The sequence below is a fragment of the Gemmatimonadota bacterium genome, assembly GCA_026706345.1.
GTDB lineage: Bacteria > JAAXHH01 > JAAXHH01 > JAAXHH01 > JAAXHH01 > JAAXHH01.
On the sequence record JAPOYX010000020.1, the window covers coordinates 1 to 20751 of the forward strand.

Consider the following 20751-nt stretch of genomic DNA (forward strand, 5'->3'; position numbering starts at 1 on the left):
AAGTCGCGGTCGTCGATGTCGGTCCCGAACCGGTAGTCCGTCCAGACCAGGTCGGTGCTTTTGCCCGTCAGATGGTTCACCATGTCCATCCTGCCGGCCCGCCAGTAACGGTCGAGATACTGCTCGTACTCACCCAGGGTAAGCGTCTTGAGATGGGCGTCCTTGCGGTCGAAGTACTCCACCTTCCAGACGCGGAGTTCCGTCTTGTCGCGCCAGACGAGCTGGCGGCGGTAGACCGATCCTTTTTCCACCGGGACGCGCTCGGTGACCACGCAGTCCAGGCCGTCTCCGCAGGGTTCGTCGCGCAGGTATCGGTAGGTGTATTTCTCCACTTCCTGAACCGTCATATCCTCGTAGGTAAACTCGCTTCCCATGAAGGAACCCGAACGGTTGGACGAACTGATGCGCTTGACGCGTTTCAGGGCCGGCAGGTAGAGCCACTGATCATCCGGCCGGTCCTTGTGTCCGTGTATGAGCAGGGCGGTGCCCCGGGCGTCACGGGGCTGATCGAACACGAAGAGACTCTTGTTCCCGTCGTCTTCCGCCTCGAGCACCTTCACGCGCACTTCGCGGACACTCTCCTGTCCCTTCTTGTTGCGCAGGACCATGGTCATTCCGGCAGTGAAATTGCCGAAACCCTCGTCCTGCTTTCGCGCGTCGCGGGCGATCTGCAACCCCTTTTCTTCCGCCTGGTCGGCCGGACCGCCTGCCCATGCCTCCCGCGGCGACACTACCGGCAAAACGAACATCGCCAGGAGGCAGAACCGGGCGGCGCGCAGTCCGTACGCCTGTCGGGCTGGTTTGTTGATTATCATGATTTTCTCCTGTCTAGCGCCATGAGCAGGGGAGGAAGCAGCAGGAAATCGGCAATGATCGCAAAGGCGATGGTGATGGTGACCAGCAGCCCGAGCGCCCACGACACCTGGAAACCGGAACCCGCGAAGGCCAGGAACCCCGCGGAAAGGACCAGCGTGGTGGTCCACAACGCCTTTCCCACCGAATGGAAGGTAACGCGCACTGCTTCTTCCGCCGAAAGACCGTCCTCTTTGCGTGCTCGGAGGTACCTGCTGAGAAAGTGGACCGTATCGTCCACGACGATGCCGAACGCGACGACGATGACCACCGACGAGGCGATGCCCACTTCGCCGACCAGGTGTCCCCAGAGCCCGAAGCTCATGGCCGCGGGTACGAAATTCGGCAACAGGCTGATGAGGCCGAAGCGAAGACTTTTGAAGACCAGGACCAGGATGACCGAGATGAGCGCCATGGCGAACACCGTTCCGCGCAGCATCGACTCGATGTTGCGCTGGGAGATGTGGGCGAAGACCACGCTCAGCCCGGTGGCTTCGGTCGCAAGCGCGGGCGCGTTCTCGCGCAGCCAGGCTTCGCCCCGGCCGGCCAGATCCTGCAGGTCCTGGCTCGACCGGCCGCGAATCACGACCGTCATGCGCGTCGCGGACTTGGAAACGTCGATCCGGTCGTTCAGATCGCTGCCGAAAGGCAGAGACAATTCGTAGAGCAACAGGTACTGCGATGCGAGATCCTGGGCACCGGGAATCCGGAAGAAGTCCGGGTCGTCGCCGTTCATGTTCTTGTTCAGCCGCTTCATGATGTCTGAAAAGGCCTGCACGTGGCCCACTTCAGGCTGACTCCGGTTCCACTCCGCGAAAGCCTCCACCTGCCGAAGGTAATCCGGATCGGTGATCCCGCCTTCTTCCTCCGCGGCCAGCGTATACTCCAGGGACAGCAATCCCGTCAGGTTTTCCATGACGAAATCAGTATCCCGCCGGAACTCGTAGCGTTCGTCGAAGTAATCCGGCCAGCTGTCCGTCAACTCGTTCCTGGGCACGCCGGTGATCAGGACGACCGTCAATAGCCCCACGGACCAGAGCAGCGGCTTTCGACGCGAGACGACGAAATCGCCCAGGCGATCGAAGAATACGGGTTGCCGGGAACCACCGGCACGGGCCCGCAGCGGAAGGACCGAAAGCAGCGCGGGCAGGAGCGTCATGGCGTAGACGAAAGTGATGATCACCCCGAAGGCCACGAAGTTGCCGAGAATGTGAAACGGCGGCGAATCCGAAAAGTTCAGGCTGAGAAAACCGATCGCGGTCGTGATCGAGGCCAGGAACACCGGATAGGCATTCGTTTTTAAGGATTCAGCGACCGCCTCGTTCCGGTCCACCCCGCGTCTTATCCCCGAAAGCGTGTGGGTGATGATGTGAACGGCCTGGGCGACGGAAATCGCCATGACGATAATGGGCACCCCTGAATTCACCGGGCTGAAAACCGTATGGAACCAGCCGGCGAGCCCCATGGTCGTCGCGATCACGAAGCCTATCATGACGACGATGACGCCCGTTCCCAGAATGGATCTCATGAGTATGGTCGAGGTGATCACGATGAGGACGAATACGATGGGCAGCAGGGTTTCCAGATCGTCCCTGGTGGCGTCGGCGAAGGCCCGGTTCATGACCACGTCGCCCGTCAGGTAGAAATCCACGTCCGGGTTGTCCGCCCGTGCATCTTCCAGCATGATGTCCAGGTAACTGGTGAGCTCGTTGACCGCGAGGTCCGGATCGTCGCCCATTACGAAGTTGATCGCCAGCCCGGCCACGCGACCATCGGGAGAAACGAGCCGTCCGACCACTTCCCGGGAACCCAGCGCGATCGCTTCGATTCGAACCAGGTCGGCATCGCTCAGCGACGAGGCGTCTTCGACGAGCGGCCCGACGATGAGATCGTCTTCCATCGCCTCGCTGTGGAAGTAATTCGTAAGGGAGTTTACCCGGGTGGAATAAGGAGCGAGCCAGGCGGTTTCGGTGAGTGCTTCGACGACTCCCAGCGCATCGCGGGTGAAGACGGAACCGGCCCGGGGCGCGATGGCGACCAGGGCGGTATTGGAGGCGGCGTACGTGTCCTCCAGCGCGTCGAAGGCGGCGAGTTGCGGATTGCCCTCGCCGAACATGACGCGATGCTCGTTGGAGACGGTGATGAACCGGCCGCCGGCCGCCATGGCGAGCATGAACAGCAAGGTGAGCGAGATGACCAGCCAGCGATGGCGCAGGATTGCGTTGATGTAGTTATCCAAGTGCAATTGATCTCGCTACCATTTGCTGGATTCGGCGCTGTTGACGTTATCAGGCAGCCGGTAGCTCATGCCGACATCGTCATACGCCGAAAGCTGGAGCATCTGCGAGAAATTGTCCAGTTTCGTCTGCCGGCCCCTGGTTTTAAGCGCCATGTTCTTTATACGACTGACGCGGTTCTTCATGCGATGGGCGAACAGGACACCGAAGGTCCTGCTCTTCGGATATCGCAGCGCGTCGGCCAGGTCGTGTCCCAGTAACGCACGGGAGATGTTGTACAGTAGTTTAAGGGCGGCAGCCACTTCATCAGGGTCCGTGACGTTCAGCAGGGCAGGGCCGGCCTTGATCAGGGCGTTCGCGTTCGCGATCGAGTGCTCGTCGGGAGGGGGTTCGCACGTGAAGCCGATATCGATGTTCGTCCGGGCTTCATGTTCGTCCCTCATGAGAATGCTCTCCGGGACGCCCATGACATAGCCGGTGTAGCGAAAGACCTTTACGAAGCTCTCTCTTTCTTCCGGCGTATAGATGGCGCCCAGCGAGATCGAATGCTTCAGGATCTGCGCGGAGAATATGCTGACCGCCAGGGCTATATGGGCCGCGCTCAGCGGCGTGCCCCAGGCCTCGGTATCCCATATGTCGGAGTCCTTCAGCAATTGGCGCACCATGGCGTGCACGAAACGAATACGGGCGGAAAGCCGGTAGCCGTCCCCTTCCCTTCTGAGGCCTCCGGGCAGAAAGATCTCCAGCAGGTGGCGGTTGTTCTGCTTGAACCGGCGGGTAGCCTGGTCGGAATGGACCCGTCCCGTCAGGTAGAACGACTTGCTGATGAGCGTCGTGAATCCTTCCAGCAGGGCCGCGGTCACGAAGGCCACGAGAATCTCCGGCATGTTCTTGTGGAATCCGATCACGGCGGGACGAAATTCTTCGAACTGAACCCATTCGGGGATCCTGGAATCAACTTCGCGGAAGTAGCGCTGCAGAGACTCAGGCGCTCCTTTCAAGCTTTCCTCGTCCTGGTGCAGGCCGGAGTGAATATACCGGTGCATCTCGCCGGGCGGCATGCCTGACAGGTCTTCCATCACGGGATCCAGGTCTTCGTCGCCGATCATGGTGTGCCTGATGTAATTGTCGGCGAACTTCGTGTTCAGCGACCTGGCCTGCTCATAACCTTTTACATAAGACGAGGGTACTTTGAGCAAGTTTGTCTCTCGTTTCAGCGATTTTTCATAGGCACAACGAGTTATTGATCTACAGGATAAGGTAAAATCCCACCATGTAATGTCAATATTTTAGATTTAATACGGGTTTCCGTTCACTTCCCCGACTATTCCAATAAGTCGTCTGAAAACCAACACTCTTGCAATGTAATGCACACGTGTACATTAACGGTTGAGCAAACATCCTGGCAAGCGCATTCCTTGCATCAGACATACGGCTGATAAAAGCGACCGGAAGGTAGAAGATCTGCAATTCACCTCACTGGTCCGGGAAGTACCGTACTAAAACTTGAAACCGGTCCGCCGCGACGAGGCGCCACGGGGCTGTCACCGGTTTGCACTGCGAAGAACAAGCAGCACCCGGGTTACCGGTCTGCCCTTCGATGCATTCAGGCGTGTACCATCTACCGCCTCAGGAAGCACGGATAGAACCCTGTTTTGTCCACGCCGGTCGTGGATGAAGCAGCGTTCGATTTCAGTGTCCCGAAAGACGAGTCGATTTCCGGCAACCCTGTTCCGGAACCGGCAGGGCTTCGACATAGCAGTCCTTCTGTCGGGATAGGGCAGTGGGATCTCCATTATCGGACATTCCGAGACCGGGAATTCCACTATGCCGGTTGCACCTGTTGCGCCTGAGCAGTCCTCTGCATACAGGCGCCTTCAATGGAAAGGTATTCTCGTTGCAATTATGAACACGCAATCAAAAAGGCCGGGGGACGTAAATCTGATACACGCTTGTCTGGAGGGTCGATCGGATGCGCAGAGCCAACTCTACGATCTGTATTTTACACCGGACAAGCCTGTCCACTTCTGGGTCTACCAGAAAGCCTACTGGATTCCGGCGGGTGAAAAGGAAGATATCCTGAATGATATATACATCGCTGTCATGCAAAGCCTTCCACAATTCGAATTCCGCAGTGCGCTGAGCACCTATATTACCCGCATTGCGAAGATCAAGTGCCTTGACGCCATGCCTTCGCGCCTCGGCGTCGCACGGGGGAGGGGCATCAAATTCGTCGATATCGACTGGTTCGCGTCGAGCAGCGAGTCGGGGCGGCAGCTTGAAGACACCGATCCCAACAACAGGCCGGACCGGTTTTTCAGGGTGATGGAAGAAGAGGAGCAGGTCTACCTGTTGCATACAGCCCTGAAACACTACACGGGTCCGAAATGCCGGGACGTCCTGAAAATGTACGTCAGGGAACTGAAAGGTGAACTGAGCAGGGAGGACATCGCGGAAGTGTTCGGGGTATCTGTGAAACGAATGGGCCAGATGATCTACGACTGCATGTATCGACTCAGACGTAAAATGCAGAGTAGATTCAGGGATTACGAACATTTTACAAACTGCGTATGTGAAGGCATTCGACGCCCCAAACCCTATAAAAAGGAGTAGTCATGCATCACCGAGTTGCGGAGCGCGGCAACGTCGGCAGGCTGCCAGATCGTACTCAGATCGCTGACCTCCTGCGCAAATACAGCGGGCCGCTGCTGTCTTCGTGCCCCTCGTCGGAAACGCTGGTGATCTTCTATGAGGACCCGAAGCAGCTTTCCACCTGCGAGGGAGAGACCCTGAACAGCCATCTGGCGATATGTCTCGATTGCCGGGACAAACTACGATGGTTGGAAGAATCCGAGGCGTCGTCCTATCCCGATTCCTTCGCCCGGGTGATCTGGTACGTACTTAGCGTACGCCATCCGGACGAGGTAGAAGTTTCAAGGTACCCCGCTTCAGACAGGAGTTCAGGCGAACCTGGCCTATACACTTCTCGCGCCGTTCACCCCGATACCACCATTACGGCCGCAACCCGAAAAGCTTCGGCACCCTTTTTCGTCAGCGGGGATGGAGCGTTGTGCGGGGAAATCCGACAGGATCGGCATCACCGGATGTACTTGCGAATGAACCGGATGCCCCGGTCGTTTCAATGGCATGCCCTGCACATTCGAGCGTTGACGTTCGACCGGTGCGTGTTGGTGAGCAGGACCAGGACCATATCGGGACCGAATTTCCGCATCAACCATCCTCCCCGCATTACGCCGGGTGATCTGGACCGGGTTGAGTTGGGACTGGTCCCGTTGCGGTGAGCGGAATTGGCGTCATTACGATACCGTCGCCTGGCTTCGACAGGCCTTGATGGTCGGGAATCCGGGCATTAAGGTATTGACATTCGGCAGGGGGCAAGTACGTTACGAAGTGTCCGGACAACGCGTGCGGCTGGATTCGCGAATCCCCGATAACAGGGCGTCTTTCATTATGAAACAGTCTGGCAGGATGATCCCGGCCCTGGCATCGATCAAGAAGGAATTGGCCAGATGGAGATGATCAATCCGCGGAGAAAAACCCGGGAGGTCCGCGTCGGCAACGTCACGATCGGCGGTGGGCATCCCATCGTCGTGCAGTCGATGATTACGGAAAACACCCGGGACGTTGAAGCCTGCGTGGACGCAATCATCCGATTACATGAACTGGGATGCGAAGTCGTACGCGTAACCACGCCCACGCTGGCGGACGCGCACAGTCTTCGGGAAATCAAGCATACCCTGGTGCTGAATGGGGTGGACGTTCCCCTGGTAGCGGATGTACATCACCAAGGTACCCGGATAGCCGAGGAAGTCGCCAGGTCGGTCGATAAAGTACGTATCAACCCGGGCCTGTTCGTATTCCAGCGGCTGTCCGATGCCATCGAATACACGCCGGAGGAATTCGATGCCGCAAGACGGAAAGTGGAGGAAGACCTCGCTCCCGTGATCGGGGTCTGTCGCGAGCGGGACATCGCGATGCGTATCGGCGTGAACCACGGCTCCCTCTCGGACCGCATGACCGTGACTTACGGAGACACACCGCTGGGCATGGTGGAATCCGCGCTGGAGTTCATTCGCGTATGCGAAGCCCACGACTACCGGAATCTGATCGTTTCGCTCAAGGCGTCCCGCGTGCCGGTCATGATACAGGCCAACCGGCTCATGGCCAGCCGCATGGACGAAGAAGGCATGGACTACCCGCTGCATCTGGGCGTCACCGAGGCCGGCGACGGCGAGTACGCCCGGATCAAGTCGACCTCTGGAATCGGCACCCTGCTGGCCGAGGGGCTGGGGGACACCATCCGGGTATCCCTCGCGGAGGACCCGGCGAACGAAATCCCCGTCTGTTACGATATCCTGCAGGCGCTGGGCCTGCGCCGGACCAAGGTGGAGTTTATCGCCTGTCCCTCCTGCGGACGTACCAAGTTCAACCTGGAAAACGTGCTGGCGGAGGTCAAGTCGGCCACTGACCATCTCGCGGGCCTGGACATTGCCGTCATGGGATGCATCGTCAACGGTCCCGGGGAGATGGCCGATGCGGATTACGGGTATGTCGGCCGCGCGAACGGAATCATATCGCTTTACCGGGGGCGTGAGTGCGTGAAGATGAGCGTGCCGCAGGAACGTGGGGTCGAGGAACTGGTCGGCCTGATCAAGGCGGACGGCCGCTGGGTCGATCCCTAGCCTTTTGGCTTTGGCGCGTCGCGGTTCAGCATCCGCAGCATTTCGTCCAGTTCGAACACGAACCCGAAAGCCAGCGCGACCCGCCATAACGCGAGTTCCTTTCCCGCTTCCGTCCCTGCGGTTTCCCTGTTTTCCACCGCGGTCACGGCCTGGCGGATTGTGGAACAGATCACGCCGTAACGTCGCATGTCCAGCATACCCCCCGGCGACATGAGCAGGCACCAGTTGATGGCGAATCCCATGTAGATCAGATGGTTTATGCCGTGGCCCCGGCACAGGGCGGCCAACTGCCGGCCGTTTTCCGCGACACCCTCCTCCGGCCCGGGCCGGGCCTGGGGAGCGACATCGACCTGGGCAAATCCCCGATCGATGTCGCCCGTGTTGTGTCCGCCGGGGAAAACTTTCTCGGCGCGGAACCTGTTCAGCTCTTCGTAGACCGGATCACCTGCGATCGGCTCCACCGGGTCGGGTTCCGGGCCGGCCAGTTTCACCGCACGCCGGTATCCGGGGTGATCCCAGTGGTACGATCCCCCGCCCACCACGTGGAACAGCTCCATTTCACTCGATCGGATTGCCTGGAGCAACGGGGGGAATACCACCCGGCATATCTCGTCCGCCCTGGCGAAATACTCGACGGCCCGGTGCCACCCCGCGTATTCCGCCCGGTTTCCCGTGTCCCAGGCGTGCATGACGACAAACGCGGTATGCGCGGTGTCGATGGTTATTTCCGATCGTTGCCAGCCCCCGTATCCCTGCCCAGGGGCCTTGAGCGAGAAATCGGCGTCGAATTGCTGGTAATACCCTGCGGATATCGTAACTCTGGCCATGGATCGACTACGCGGGCGCGTCTCCTTTTTCGGGGTCTGTCATGGAATTCATAGTTATGGGCGTCGCGGTGCGGTCTGCGCCAAGGCCGGATAGATCGTCCTGTGCTGGAATCCGGGCCGGCTGAAACCGAATATGGTTGACCCAATTGCCTCGAATCGTTAAGTTGTTGCTTTCACGCCGCACAAATCCCCGGTGTCTAAGCTTTTCTCAGCCCGCTATCAGGAGGTTGTACTGAATGCCTGACACGTTGACCGTCACTGACAACAGGACTGGCAAACAGTACGAGATCCCGATTATATACGGGACCTATCCCAGGTACGGCGCCGCGATCCCCACCACGGACTTTCGTCAGATCAAGGTGTCCGAGGACGATTTCGGTCTGCTGGGATACGATCCGGCCTTCAACAATACCGCTTCCTGCCGAAGCAGCATTACCCACATCGATGGCGAGAAGGGCATACTTCGCTACCGGGGCTATCCCATCGAAGACCTGGCGGTCAAGAGTTCCTTTCTCGAAGTCGCCTTTTTGATCGTTCACGGCATGTTGCCGACCAGGGCCGAGCTCGAAGAATGGTCCTACGACATCACCCACCATGCGATCGTCCACGAGAACATCAAGAAATTCATGGATGGATTCCGGTATGACGCCCATCCCATGGGTATCCTGATCAGCACGGTCGCCGCGTTATCCACCTTCTACCCGGAAGCCAAGCGGATACGCGACGTGGAAATCCGCAACGAACAGATCCACCGGCTGATCGCCAAGATACCGACCATCGCCGCCTTTGCGTACAGGCACAGCCAGGGCTTTCCCTACACCTATCCGGACAACGGCCTGGGCTACTGCGGCAACTTCCTGTCCATGATGTACAAGATGACGGAACAATACACCCCCGATCCCGTGTTGGAAAAGGCCCTGGACGTGGTGTTCATCCTGCACGTGGACCACGAACAGAACTGCAGTGCCAACGCGATGCGAAGCGTCGGCAGTTCCCTGCCCGATCCCTACGTATCCGTTGCCGCCGCCGCGGCCGGACTGTACGGCCCCCTGCACGGCGGCGCAAACGAGCAGGTGCTGCACATGCTGCAGGAAATCGGCCACATCAACCGCGTACCCGGTTACATCAAGAAGGTGAAGCAGGGTGATATACGACTCATGGGGTTCGGCCACAGGGTGTACAAGAACTACGATCCGCGGGCCAGGATCCTCAAGGAGATGACCCACCGGGTGCTGGGCGTGACCGGCAGGAACACCCTGCTCGACGTCGCCGTGGAACTGGAGCGCATCGCCCTCGAAGACGACTATTTCGTCAATCGAAAACTCTATCCCAATGTCGATTTCTACTCTGGCCTCATCTACCAGGCCATGGGCTTTCCGCTCGAAATGTTCCCCGTGCTGTTCGCGATACCCCGCACCGTGGGCTGGCTGGCGCAGTGGGCCGAAATGCTGGACGACTCGGACCAGAAAATCGCGCGCCCCCGCCAGATTTATACCGGCGACGACGTCTGCCAGTACGTGCCGATTGAGAAACGCTAGCAACCCGGCAGCGCCTCAGTTGCGCGGCACCCACCTGTAAGCTTCTCTGCTGTTCTTCCCCATGATCTTTTCCAGGGCCGCCGAACCCTTCGGTTCGAGGCATGCCATGGCAAGCGACTGTACCTGGCGGTAAGACGCATATCTCCACGATACCGGCCAATTGCTGGCGTACAGCAGCCTGTTCTCCCCGAAGGCGTTCCAGAGCACGTCAAGCACCGGTCTGTAGTAGGCGGGATCCTCCGGCGGCGGGGAGTCCTGCGCCAGTTCCACCATACCCGATATCTTGCAGTATACATTGGGATGTGCCGAGGCAGCCTTGATGCCGGCCACCCATTCCTCTTCCGGCTGTCCCCCCGTAACCGGCACGTGGGCCAGGTGGTTCAGCACGATCCTCAGATTAGGGAAACGCGCCGCGCAGCCCGCCACGCCAGGCAGCCACTTTTTGCCCACGAGCAGGTCCAGCGTGAGGTCGTGCCCGACGAGTTGCTCCATGGCCCCGAGATAGACCGGATCGTCGACCGGCGCCTTGCCCAGCCTGATGCCGTAGAAGAGATCGTGCTCCGCGAATCTATCCAGGTCGGATTCGAAACGGGCGTCCGGAGGCTCTAGGTGTCCCACCAGGCCCAGCAGGAAGGGATCGTCCCCGGCCAGATCCAGAATCCACTGATTGTCCTCCACCCATGCGCTGGCTTCCACGACGACCGTACCCGTGACGCCCTCGGCCTGCGCTTCGCGCTTGAAGTCCTCCGGCATGATCCGCCTGTACAGAAACTCATCGTCGGCGCGGGGCCATGGCACGCCCTGCGGCCGGGAGGGATCGTAGAAGTGGGTATGGGTATCGACGATCACGATTCGTTCCTTTCCGAAACCTTCCGGCAGCTTTCGAAGAAGTCTTCGTTAGACGCCGAAAAACCGAACTGCTGCTCTATTTCGCGGACTGCGATTTCCGTGACGAAGAGTCCGTCCAGCGTATCGGGAAACTCGACGCCCGCCGTGCAGTCGCGCAGGAAAACGATGTTGTAGCCGTACCGAGCCATGGACCGGATGCCGTAGTCTCTGCCCAGGACGCACCAGTTGGTGGCGAAACCGGCGTAGACCAGGTGGAGTACGTTCTGTTCCGCCAGCACCTCGTGCAGCTCGGCGCCGCTGGTGATCACCACGTCTTCGTTGCGGACCTCCACGGCCGGCGAGATGGTCAGGTCGTCGCTGATGGGATCCCAGTGCAGGCCGATGCCGGGCGGCTGGCTCCTGGGACCGTGATAGGCCTGGTACTCGCCTTCCCTGCTCCGAAACGCCGGGGGCGGCCAGTCCGCGCCGCCGCGCTCCGTGACGGGCGCCGACGGATTCCGGGATGACTGGGGAAACTGCCGCGCCACCTCGGGCGACGGGGCGTGTATGACGGGCAGGCCGGCCTTCCGGCTCATTTCGATGGCTGGAACGATCGCCTCCCGCGTTACCCGGCCGGCCCGCTCTATCCAGCTGTCGATGAAATGGGTGTTCCACAGGTCGACCAGCACGAGCGCCGTCTGTTCGACAGGCAGTTTCATCCGGATTTCCCGCCGGATGAAGTGCTCTTCCCTGCAGGGCACATCGGCCGGCGTGCTGTCCTGGTAGTATCTTACTTTCAGATCGAGTACGGACGGGCTATTTTCCACTTTTCCCTGCCTTCGCCTTTGGTTTTGACTGCTTCTGAGGTTCCGCCGTCTTTTGCGAGGACTCCAGGACCCCGGCCATGCCACCGTGCCGCATACGGTGGACGATCTCATCCACGTCGTAGACACATCCGCCCCAAGCGCCGCCGCCGGCCTGTTGCAGGGCGGCCCAGAGACGCGTGTCGTCAGGCAGGTTCGGGTCGACCGCCAGATCGGGTCGCGGCGGACGCGCGGCGAGCTGCCTGGTGCCCTCCTCGACGCCGAAGACGCCGGTTTCGTTTCCGACCAGGTTGATGGAACCCGTCAGGGCGTTCCGGTCTATGACGATCTCGACCAGGTCGCCGTCGAGCACCTTGCCGATGGGGCCTCCTGCCAGGGCCTCGGGGCCGACGTGCCCTATGCAGGCACCGGTTGAAATGCCGGAAAAGCGGGCGTCGGTCACCACGGCGACGTGCTTGCCGAAGGACAGGTGTCTCAGCGCGGCAGTGATCTGGTACGTCTCCTCCATCCCGGCGCCCATGGGGCCGCGGCAGATGAGGATCAGCACGTCACCGGGCTTGATCCGGTCCTCGTTCCGGCTCTTGATGGCGGCGATGGCGTCCCGTTCCCGGGTGAAGACCCGCGCGGGCCCCGTTTTTCGGTATACCCCGTCCGGATCGACCACGGTCGGGTCGATCGCCGTGCTCTTGATCACGGCGCCTTCGGGCGCGAGATTGCCCCTGGGAAACGTTACCGTGCTCGTCAGTCCCCGGTTCCGCGCCCGTTCGGGCGACATGATCACCTCATCCGGATCGATTCCGTCGACCTGCTTCAATCGCGCTCGAACCAGCCTCCGTCTTTCGGATGTTTGCCACCAGTCCAGGATTTCGCCCAGGGTAGACCCGGCCGCGGTGCGCACCTTTTCGTTCAACAGGCCCGCTTCGCGGAGGTGCAGCATCACTTCCGGCACGCCCCCGGCAAGGAAGGCGATCACCGTGGGATAACCCGTCGGGCCGTTCGGCAATACGTCCACCAGCCGCGGGGTTCGCCGGTTTATCCTGACCCAGTCCTCTATCGTGGGACGGCGCAACCCGGCGGCATGGGCGACCGCGGGGATGTGCAGCAGCAGGTTGGTCGAACCTCCGAAGGCGGCATGGACCGTCATGGCGTTCTCGAGCGCGTCTTCGGTCAGGATCTTCCGGACGGTCAGCCCCTCGGCTTCAAGCCGCATAAGCGCCCGGGCCGAACGCCGGGCCATGTCGGTCCAGATGGGCTGGCCGGACGGCGCCAGCGCGCTGTGGGGCAGGGAAAGTCCGAAGGCTTCACCCACGACCTGCGAGGTGGCCGCCGTGCCCAGGAACTGGCAACCGCCCCCCGGCGACGCGCAGGTGCGGCAGCCCATGTCCGCCGCGTATTCCAGCGAGATTTCGCCGTGGGCGTACCGGGCGCCGATGGATTGGATCTTGCCCGCATCCTCGCCCTCCTCCGCCGGCAGCGTGACACCCCCCGGCACCAGCACGCAGGGCAGGTCGTGGGTCGCCGCCAGCGCGATCATCATGGCGGGCAGGCCCTTGTCGCACGTCGCCACGCCGATCACGCCCCGGCGCGTAGGCAAAGACCGGATCAGCCGGCGGAAGACTATGGCCGCGTCGTTCCGGTATGGGAGGCTGTCCATCATGCCGGGCGTGCCCTGCGTGCGGCCGTCGCAGGGATCGGTGCAGTAGCCGCCGAAGGGGATGCCGCCCAGGGCGGTCAGCTCCTCGGCCGCCGCCTGCATGAGCAGCCCGACCTCCCAATGGCCGGTATGGTAGCCCAGGGCGACCGGCGTTCCGTCGGATGCGCGGATTCCCCCCTGGGTGCTGAGGATCAGATACTGCCGCCGGTTCAGCGCGTTGGGACTCCATCCCATGCCCACGTTCTGGGACAGGGCGAACAGGTCGCCGCTGGGGCTTTCCCTCAGCATGTCGTCGGTGAGCGGCAGGCTGCCCTCCGGGCCGGGCGCACTGGACCTGATGTCGTAGATATCCGGATCGGAATGGCCGACGACGGCTTCGAAGGACAGCAGGGACGGGGGTTTCATGAATGGGCTCTTCCGTTGCCGATACGCCCGGTCGTCCACGAAGCGTACCAGTTGTCAGGGGTGAGTTCCGGCGGGACTTCGAGATCCCGCGGGGGGATCATGCCGCGGAGGATCAGGTAACCCTCGTCCAGGAACCGGTCCCGGTCGACGCTGATCACGCTCCCGCTCCCCGGCATCGACCGACGTTATCCAGGAGCGCTTTCATGTAGCCCAGCGCGTAGGCCCTGGAAGGATGATGCCGTTCATCGGGATCTATGGCGAGCCGTGGGACGTGATCGTCAATCATGGGACAGTCCACGCCGGATTCCTCATAGGCCATCAGGGATTCCATGGGATCCACGTGGCCCTGATCGATGAAGGTCTCCGAAAACGCGGGAACAGGCCCCGAGACGAACCGGAAGTGGACGTAGTTGATCTTATTCCACTGACCGAAGTACCGGATGGCGTCGAGCACGTCGCCCGGCATTTCCGAAACGGTCCCCTGGCAGAAGCCCAGTCCGTTGCAGTCGCTGGGGACGATTTCGACGAACCGCCTCAGCGCTTCGTGGCTGCGGAAGACACGGGCGATTCCGCCGATGGGCGAAATGGGCGGATCGTCGGGATGCAGGCTCATGCGCACGCCGGCCTTTTCGGCCACCGGTATCGCCGCCTCCAGGAAATAGGTGATGTTGCTCCACATGTCTTCGTCGGACAATTCCAGGTCCCGGGGAACAGGCGGTTTCCAGTAATCCTGCTTAGCCCCCTTGATCTGTTCGTAGTCGAAACTGGTGACGACCGCGCCGCCCCGGCTCCGGGTCGATTTCGACGTGCGCAGTCCGTAGTTGCCGCCCACGTTGCGCAGGCTGAAGAAATATCCCAGAACGGGGATACCCACGGCACCCATGTTCTCCAGCGTCCTGCACCAGTGCTCGATCTGCTCGTCGCGCCCCGGCAGCCCCAGCTTGATCTTGTCGCACCACTCGGGCGGAACGCCCTCGAGCACCGACCAGGTCAACCCGGCGTCTTCGATGCGCGCCTTTTGGAGCGACAGATCATGAAAACTGTAATAGCCTTTTGCAAGGTCGCAATCCGGCAGCCCGTTTACGACGTCCGTCACCCCCAGTTGCCGGGCGAAGGCCAGGTGCCCGGCGTCCATCCTGCCGTTGACTGCCAGCTTCATGGTTGAGTTTCCACAGTCGATCGCTTCCGTGCCCGGTCAGGGTCCGATGTGACCGGGATTACCTTGACAGGAACGCCGGAGAACCGTATAATTATCCGAGGTTTACGGGGTGTAGCGCAGTCCGGTCAGCGCACCTGCTTTGGGAGCAGGGGGTCGGGGGTTCAAATCCCCCCACCCCGATTCCTATCTCCCCGGTACGGAGCACGCTTGCATCCTACGGCTCCTGGCTTCGAATCTCTACATACCTTTCCAGTCGAGACACTTCGCCGTCATCCACGTACTTGCCGATTTCCCGACGAAACTGATCCATGCTGGAATAGGGGCGGTATTCCTTGAATTCATGGGCCATGCGGTCGCCGACTCCGGGGATGGCGAGTATCTCCTCGTCGGTGGCCGTATTCAGATCGATGGGAACATATACGTACTGCTCCATGCGCGCCACCTCTGCGTCGTCCACGTACTTGCCCATTTCCCGTCGCCACTGGGCGATGGCGAGATAGGGGCGGTATTCCTTGAACTCATGGACCATGCGGTCGCCTACACCCGGTACCAGGCGGATTTCTTCATCAATGGCCGTATTCAGGTTCAAAGGTATAAACATTCGGGCGTAGAGCGCGGCCGCATCCTCCCGGCTCATATGCGCTGAAATGAGCGCGTCCAGTTCGGTCATGCCCGGATAAGGCCGTGCTTCCAGCACCATGTCGGCGAGTTCCGCGGTCATGCCCGGCAGCATGGCGAGTTCGTCGCTTCCGGCGAGGTTCGGATTGACGACCACCGCCGCCGACGATACGGCCGGTGTTGCGGTCTCGGTGGTGCCAGCCTGCTCGGCTACTTCGGAGCCGCCGCATCCGCCGGCCGCAACGAGGAAGGCAACGAGCGATGCCAGCAGCGCGGACCCTGGTTGCTTGAAGGTATTCATGATTTCTCCATGGTTTTGATGGATACAGGATTTGAATTCAAGGCCGGATGCCGAAGGCAGGCCACCAGGCCAAGCAGACCGAGCAACGTCATGGTGCCCGGCGCAAGAGCCGGATAGGCGCCACCCAATGCTTCCCAGACCAGTTCAAGCCCTTCCCGCGATGGATACATTTCCAGTTCGAACTCCACGTTCCCCTGGTAGTGCAGCCACTGCCCGACGAATCCGGACAGGACGAACAATCCCATAAGGACCTGGTACGCCCGGATGATCGCAAAACCGGGAGAGAGGATGAGCCAGATCGAAACCGGAAGACCGGCCGCCAGGAGAACGATCGGTGCCCATTGCCAGTTGTCCTCCATGTGATCTAGGAAGACGAGTTCGAATCCAACGCCCACAATGCCGACGGTCAAAACGATCAGGACGAGACGTCGCAATGTTGCGGCGTCGTCTCGCGGTGTCCCGTGGGGCGGATTATCCATGGCATGCGCCTCGCGTACTTCGGTACATCAGAACAGCGTATTCTTCACCAGAGGTGCGAGGATATCCGGCGTGTCGTTGGACACCCGGTTTACCCGGTTGCTGACGGGCCGGATTTCATAAGGGCCGTCATGGGGCGTCCGTATGATTTCCTGAAGTGTCTCCATAGGCGTTCCGGGGGCGAGCCAGTCGGCGAAGTCGTCGGGATCGACCACCACGGGCTGCCGGTCGTGGATATCGGAAAGCGCGGGGGAGGCAACGGTCGTTACGATAGTGAACGTCTCGAGATGCTGACCGTCCCGGCTCCACTGCTCCCACAGCGCGGCAAAGGAGGCCGGTGAACCGTCTTCGAGTGCCAGAAAAAAGGGTTGCTTGCCGCCCCCGGTCCGCCCGCCCTGCCCGGACCGCCCGGTCCGGCGCCACTCGAACCATCCGTTGGCCGGGATGAGGCACCGGCGCGACCGGAACGCCGAACGGAAGGCGGGCTTCTGGTGAACGGTCTCGGCCCTGGCGTTGATGAGCCGTGCCCCTATCCTGGCGTCCCTGGCCCAGGACGGAACCAGTCCCCAGCGGAGCAAGGCCACGGATCTCGTTCCATGTACGTCGAGACGGCAGACCACGAATTCCTGCGTCGGCGCGCCGTTGTATCTGGGCTCCGGATCGAGGCGTTGAGTCGAATCAGGCAAGGTATACAACGTAAATATCTGTTGCTCGGCCAGGCTTTGGAAGAGGCGTCCGCACATGACTGGTTTTCCGTCTAAACGTGCTCTCTCTGCAATTCTGCCGGGAAGTAATCCACGCGTATGGAATACTTGACCATAGCCTTACTGATACATATCATTTACACAGCGAAGATATGATGTTTGACACGCGAAGCAAGCCCAATCACGTGCGTGTGAAGGAGAACAGAACTTGAACTACGATCTGGACACCACCTTCCGCGGTGATCTGTTTGGCGGGATTACTTCCGCGATAGTGGGTCTGCCGGTTGCGCTCGCCTTCGGCGTCGCGTCGGGCATGGGCGCGGCAGCCGGTCTGTACGGGGCGATCGGCGTAGGCTTTTTCGCCGCCGTGTTCGGGGGCACGCGCTCCCAGATATCCGGCCCCACGGCACCCATGACCGTGGTCATGGCGGTCATCATCGCGGAACACGCGGGTTCGATCACCGATGCCCTCACCGTCGTGATCATGGGCGGCCTGTTGCAGATCCTGCTGGGCACGTTGCGATTCGGACGATTCGTGGCTTACACGCCCCACGTGGTGATCTCCGGTTTCATGTCCGGCATCGGGCTCATCGTCATGCTGATCCAGGCGCTGCCCTTCATCGGGGCGCCTGCCGCGCCCGGAGGCGCCGTGGGGACCATTCGCGCACTGTCGGATGCCCTCGGCGACGTAAACTACAGCGCCTTTGCGATCGCCCTCACTACGCTTGCCGTCGGCGTGCTCTGGCCCAGGTGGCTTTCGAAACTGCTGCCCGGCACCCTGGTCGCCCTGGTCGCCGGTACGACGCTAAGCGTGCTCTGGCTGTCCGACGTGCCGGTGATCGGGGCCATACCCACCGGGTTGCCGGAGATCGTATTGATAGCGCCAACCGCCGCCTTCGTTCTCCATGCCATCGAACCCGCGCTCATCCTCGCATTGCTTGGTTCCGTGGACAGCCTGCTCACCTCCCTGATCGCCGACTCTCTCACGGGTACGCGACACAACGCGGACAAGGAACTGGTGGGACAGGGGATTGGCAATGTAGTAGCCGGACTGATTGGCGGGCTTCCCGGCGCCGGCGCCACCATGGGCACGGTGACCAACATACGGGCAGGCGGCACCACGCGATTGTCCGGCGCGCTGCGAGCCATCATCCTGTTGGTATTGCTCATGGGGCTGGGCTGGGTCGTCGAACCGATCCCCACGCCGTACTCGCGGGCATATTGATGAAGGTAGGCTGGGACATCGTCGACTGGCGGATCCTGACGCGGATTCACCGCCTGCACAGGGAACACCTTTTCATCCTGTTGCTCACCCTGGGGCTGACCGTCTTTGTCGACCTGATCACCGCGGTAGCGATAGGACTGATCGTCGCAGGCATGGCCCACGCCCGGAAACTGGAGAATCTGGAACTCGACAGCGTGGTTTCCGTACCATTGCTGGACCGCCAGTTCTTCTCACATGATGATAACGCGGACACCATGGATCAGTTCATGGCCCGGGTCGGCCTGGTTGCGCTCAGGGGAAGTTTCACCGTCGCTTCGTCCAAGAAACTGGTAGGGGTGATCAGCGAGGATATCAAGGATCACGACATCGTCATTTTCGACTTCTCCGGCGCCACGTACATTGATGACAGTGCGGCCATGGTCGTGGAACAGCTCATGGATGTCGCCACGAGCGAAGACACGGCGTTCATCGTCATGTCGCTCTCGGGATCCGTCGAGGAGACCCTTTCCGCACTCGGTATCATCCAGCGCGTACCGGAAGCACACATCGTGAACACGCTGGATGAAGCACGCGAAGTCGCCAGGGAAATGCTCGGGACGTAATCCTGATTGAATAAAGGGTGAATAAGAGAGCGGGAAGAGGGCACATGTTCAGACAGTGGAGACCATACCTCCCCTTTTGCCTGTACGGTCTCGTCGCCCTGTTGTTGACTTCAGCCTGCAGTGACGGTCCGTCCGATCCTTCTGGATATCCATTCGTAGAGACCATCCCCGGGGAAGAAGCGGCGGCCAGGCCCCTCCCGGCGGACGCGGCGCCTCCCGAACGCCAGGTGTATCGTTATTTCTCCAACGAACCCTCCAGCCTGGACGTCAGCGTTGCCTTGTACGAATCCCTGGGCAGTGCGTTCCTGTTCGAACGCCTCTGCATGGTCGACGAGGACGAAGCACTTATTCCGGGCGCGGCGGACCGGTGGGAGCGTTCGCCCGATGGAAGAACCTGGACGTTCCACCTCCATCCCGGCGCGCGGTGGAGCGACGGCACGCCGGTCACCGCCCACGACTTCGAATACACGTACAAGCGCCTGCTCCACCCGGACAGCGGCAACGTGTATGCCTTCTTCTATTACGACATCAAGGGCGCGAGGGCGTACAACCAGCGTAAGATCGACGACCCGGACCTGCTCGGCGTACGGGCGATCGACGACCTGACCTTCGAAATCGAAACCGATGAACCCTGTGCCTACATGCCATACGTGACCTCGTACACGGCCTCTTCGCCGGTACCGAGATGGCAGGTGGAGAAATACGGCAGGCGGTGGACGGAGGCCGGGCGCTGCGTGAGCAACTCGGCGTTCAGGCTGGACGAATGGGTCCAGGGCAAGTACATGACCTTCCGGCTCAATCCGTACTACAAGGGAAACAATCCGGGTCATTTAAGAAAGATCGTCCGCCTCTTCTCGGGAACGGCGGGGACCGGCAGCGCATCCGGCGGCGTGGGACTGCTGCCGTACGAGAATGACGAGGTGGACCTGGTCGGCGTGGGTAGTCCGGCCGATCTCGATCGCATCAGAAATGACCCGGAGCTGAGCGGCCAGCTCTGGAAGTTCAACGGCGTGTCCACCGTATACCTGTTTTTCCGAACCCGGGAGCCGCCCTTTGACGATGTCCGCGTACGCCAGGCTATCGCCAGAGCCATCGACAAGCAAACCATCGCCGACGTGCTGTTCAAGGGGGCCGTCCGACCCGCCTACGGCATGCGACCCCCCAATTTCCCCGGATATGCCGGCGAACGCCAGAGGCCCCTCCAGGCGTTTGATCCGGAGACCGCGCGCCGGCTGATGGCCGAAGCAGGATACCCCGGCGGCAAGGGATTCCCCGCCATCGAGATCTGGTTGCGAGACGCACCTCCTTCCTCGCAGAGCGGCCAGGCCGCACAGATGATCCAGGAACAACTGCTCGAAATCCTCGGAGTCCGGCTTGAAATCCGAAACATGCAGGCAAACGCCTTCAATCAGTTGATGTACGAGTGGGAGATACCGCTCGGCATGGTCGGTTACGACGCCGACTTCTCCGACCCGCAGAGCCTGCTCGGCGTTCCCTGGCGCTCGCAGCCCAGGGGTTTCACCCGGCACGACTGGAGTAATGCGCGGTTCAACGACCTGATCGACCGGGCCCGGGGGGAGCCTGATCGCGGCAGGCGGATGCATTTCTACGAAGAGGCGGAATGGATCCTTACTTCTGGTGTCGGGGGAGCGTTTCTGTGGCACGACCACCGCTTCCAGCTCCGCAAGCCGTGGCTCAAGGGACTGAAGCAGGACCGCGCGGGTTTCTATCCCTTCTGGGAAAACAACACCGTATACACCGAGATGTACATCGGCAGGGAGAGACTGGACGGTTGAA

Annotated in this window: 19 protein-coding genes and 1 tRNA gene; 8 read left to right on the forward strand and 12 right to left on the reverse strand. The window is 60.9% G+C overall.

Features of this window, described 5'->3' with window-relative positions:
- The 3 genes from OXG98_02025 to OXG98_02035 form a co-directional block, all read right to left on the reverse strand.
- Window positions 1–815 (reverse strand): outer membrane lipoprotein-sorting protein (locus tag OXG98_02025; protein MCY3770793.1); only part of this gene is annotated, 815 nt, incomplete at its 3' end.
- Window positions 812–3091, reverse strand: coding sequence for an MMPL family transporter (locus tag OXG98_02030; protein ID MCY3770794.1), 2280 nt, complete (start codon window positions 3089–3091; stop codon window positions 812–814). The genes OXG98_02030 and OXG98_02025, both read right to left, overlap by 4 nt.
- Window positions 3092–3106: 15 nt before the next feature.
- A complete protein-coding gene (locus OXG98_02035) occupies window positions 3107–4288 on the reverse strand; it encodes an oxygenase MpaB family protein (protein MCY3770795.1) in 1182 nt (393 codons plus the stop codon).
- Window positions 4289–4994: 706 nt separating this feature from the next.
- Between OXG98_02035 and OXG98_02040 the strand changes: the two genes are divergently transcribed.
- The 3 genes from OXG98_02040 (at window position 4995) to ispG (ending at window position 7792) form a co-directional block, all read left to right on the forward strand.
- Entirely contained in the window at window positions 4995–5702 is a 708-nt protein-coding gene (locus OXG98_02040; protein MCY3770796.1) for an RNA polymerase sigma factor, read from the forward strand.
- 2 nt (window positions 5703–5704) lie between these two features.
- Window positions 5705–6391 (forward strand): hypothetical protein, encoded by a 687-nt coding sequence (locus OXG98_02045; protein ID MCY3770797.1) that lies wholly within the window; start codon window positions 5705–5707, stop codon window positions 6389–6391.
- A 228-nt stretch (window positions 6392–6619) separates the two neighbouring features.
- Window positions 6620–7792, forward strand: a complete 1173-nt coding sequence (gene ispG, locus OXG98_02050; GenBank protein MCY3770798.1) for a (E)-4-hydroxy-3-methylbut-2-enyl-diphosphate synthase — start codon at window positions 6620–6622, stop codon at window positions 7790–7792.
- On the opposite strand, the gene OXG98_02055 is transcribed toward ispG, so the two are convergent.
- Complete coding sequence (locus OXG98_02055) at window positions 7789–8619, reverse strand: hypothetical protein (GenBank protein MCY3770799.1); 831 nt, start codon at window positions 8617–8619, stop codon at window positions 7789–7791. The genes ispG and OXG98_02055 overlap by 4 nt on opposite strands.
- 236 nt (window positions 8620–8855) lie before the next feature.
- On the opposite strand from OXG98_02055, the gene OXG98_02060 reads away from it, so the two are divergent.
- On the forward strand, window positions 8856–10157 hold the full coding sequence (locus OXG98_02060) for a citrate synthase (GenBank protein ID MCY3770800.1): 1302 nt from the start codon (window positions 8856–8858) through the stop codon (window positions 10155–10157).
- A gap of 15 nt (window positions 10158–10172) precedes the next feature.
- Here OXG98_02060 and OXG98_02065 read toward each other — a convergent pair whose 3' ends face one another.
- Genes OXG98_02065 through OXG98_02085 form a run of 5 tightly spaced genes read right to left on the reverse strand, consistent with a single transcriptional unit; the run spans window position 10173 to window position 15027 of the window.
- Entirely contained in the window at window positions 10173–11006 is an 834-nt protein-coding gene (locus OXG98_02065; GenBank protein ID MCY3770801.1) for an amidohydrolase family protein, read from the reverse strand.
- The gene (locus OXG98_02070) at window positions 11003–11812 is read right to left on the reverse strand and encodes an isochorismatase family protein (protein ID MCY3770802.1); all 810 of its coding nucleotides are present in this window, start codon (window positions 11810–11812) and stop codon (window positions 11003–11005) included. Before OXG98_02070 ends, OXG98_02065 begins: the two co-directional genes overlap by 4 nt.
- Entirely contained in the window at window positions 11802–13868 is a 2067-nt protein-coding gene (locus OXG98_02075) for a YjhG/YagF family D-xylonate dehydratase (GenBank protein ID MCY3770803.1), read from the reverse strand. Before OXG98_02075 ends, OXG98_02070 begins: the two co-directional genes overlap by 11 nt.
- A complete protein-coding gene (locus OXG98_02080; GenBank protein ID MCY3770804.1) occupies window positions 13865–14026 on the reverse strand; it encodes a hypothetical protein in 162 nt (53 codons plus the stop codon). The genes OXG98_02075 and OXG98_02080 overlap by 4 nt, the downstream gene beginning before the upstream one ends.
- Window positions 14023–15027 carry a mannonate dehydratase gene (locus OXG98_02085; protein ID MCY3770805.1) on the reverse strand — a complete coding sequence of 335 codons (1005 nt, stop codon included), beginning with the start codon at window positions 15025–15027 and terminating at the stop codon, window positions 14023–14025. The genes OXG98_02080 and OXG98_02085 overlap by 4 nt, the downstream gene beginning before the upstream one ends.
- A gap of 105 nt (window positions 15028–15132) precedes the next feature.
- Between OXG98_02085 and OXG98_02090 the strand changes: the two genes are divergently transcribed.
- Window positions 15133–15207, forward strand: a tRNA-Pro gene (locus OXG98_02090).
- 34 nt (window positions 15208–15241) lie between these two features.
- On the opposite strand, the gene OXG98_02095 is transcribed toward OXG98_02090, so the two are convergent.
- The 3 genes from OXG98_02095 to OXG98_02105 are packed head-to-tail and all read right to left on the reverse strand — an operon-like array spanning window position 15242 to window position 17166.
- Window positions 15242–15946 (reverse strand): helix-hairpin-helix domain-containing protein, encoded by a 705-nt coding sequence (locus OXG98_02095; GenBank protein ID MCY3770806.1) that lies wholly within the window; start codon window positions 15944–15946, stop codon window positions 15242–15244.
- The gene (locus tag OXG98_02100; GenBank protein ID MCY3770807.1) at window positions 15943–16425 is read right to left on the reverse strand and encodes a hypothetical protein; all 483 of its coding nucleotides are present in this window, start codon (window positions 16423–16425) and stop codon (window positions 15943–15945) included. The genes OXG98_02095 and OXG98_02100 overlap by 4 nt, the downstream gene beginning before the upstream one ends.
- 27 nt (window positions 16426–16452) lie before the next feature.
- Window positions 16453–17166 (reverse strand): SOS response-associated peptidase, encoded by a 714-nt coding sequence (locus OXG98_02105; GenBank protein ID MCY3770808.1) that lies wholly within the window; start codon window positions 17164–17166, stop codon window positions 16453–16455.
- Window positions 17167–17335: 169 nt separating this feature from the next.
- On the opposite strand from OXG98_02105, the gene OXG98_02110 reads away from it, so the two are divergent.
- From OXG98_02110 to OXG98_02120, 3 genes are read left to right on the forward strand one after another with little or no spacing between them, the layout of a single operon-like run.
- Window positions 17336–18352, forward strand: a complete 1017-nt coding sequence (locus tag OXG98_02110; protein ID MCY3770809.1) for a SulP family inorganic anion transporter — start codon at window positions 17336–17338, stop codon at window positions 18350–18352.
- Window positions 18352–18954: an STAS domain-containing protein gene (locus tag OXG98_02115; GenBank protein MCY3770810.1), complete on the forward strand. Its 603-nt coding sequence runs from the start codon at window positions 18352–18354 to the stop codon at window positions 18952–18954. Before OXG98_02110 ends, OXG98_02115 begins: the two co-directional genes overlap by 1 nt.
- Before the next feature lie 44 nt (window positions 18955–18998).
- Window positions 18999–20750, forward strand: coding sequence for a peptide ABC transporter substrate-binding protein (locus OXG98_02120; protein ID MCY3770811.1), 1752 nt, complete (start codon window positions 18999–19001; stop codon window positions 20748–20750).
- Window position 20751: the final 1 nt, after the last annotated feature.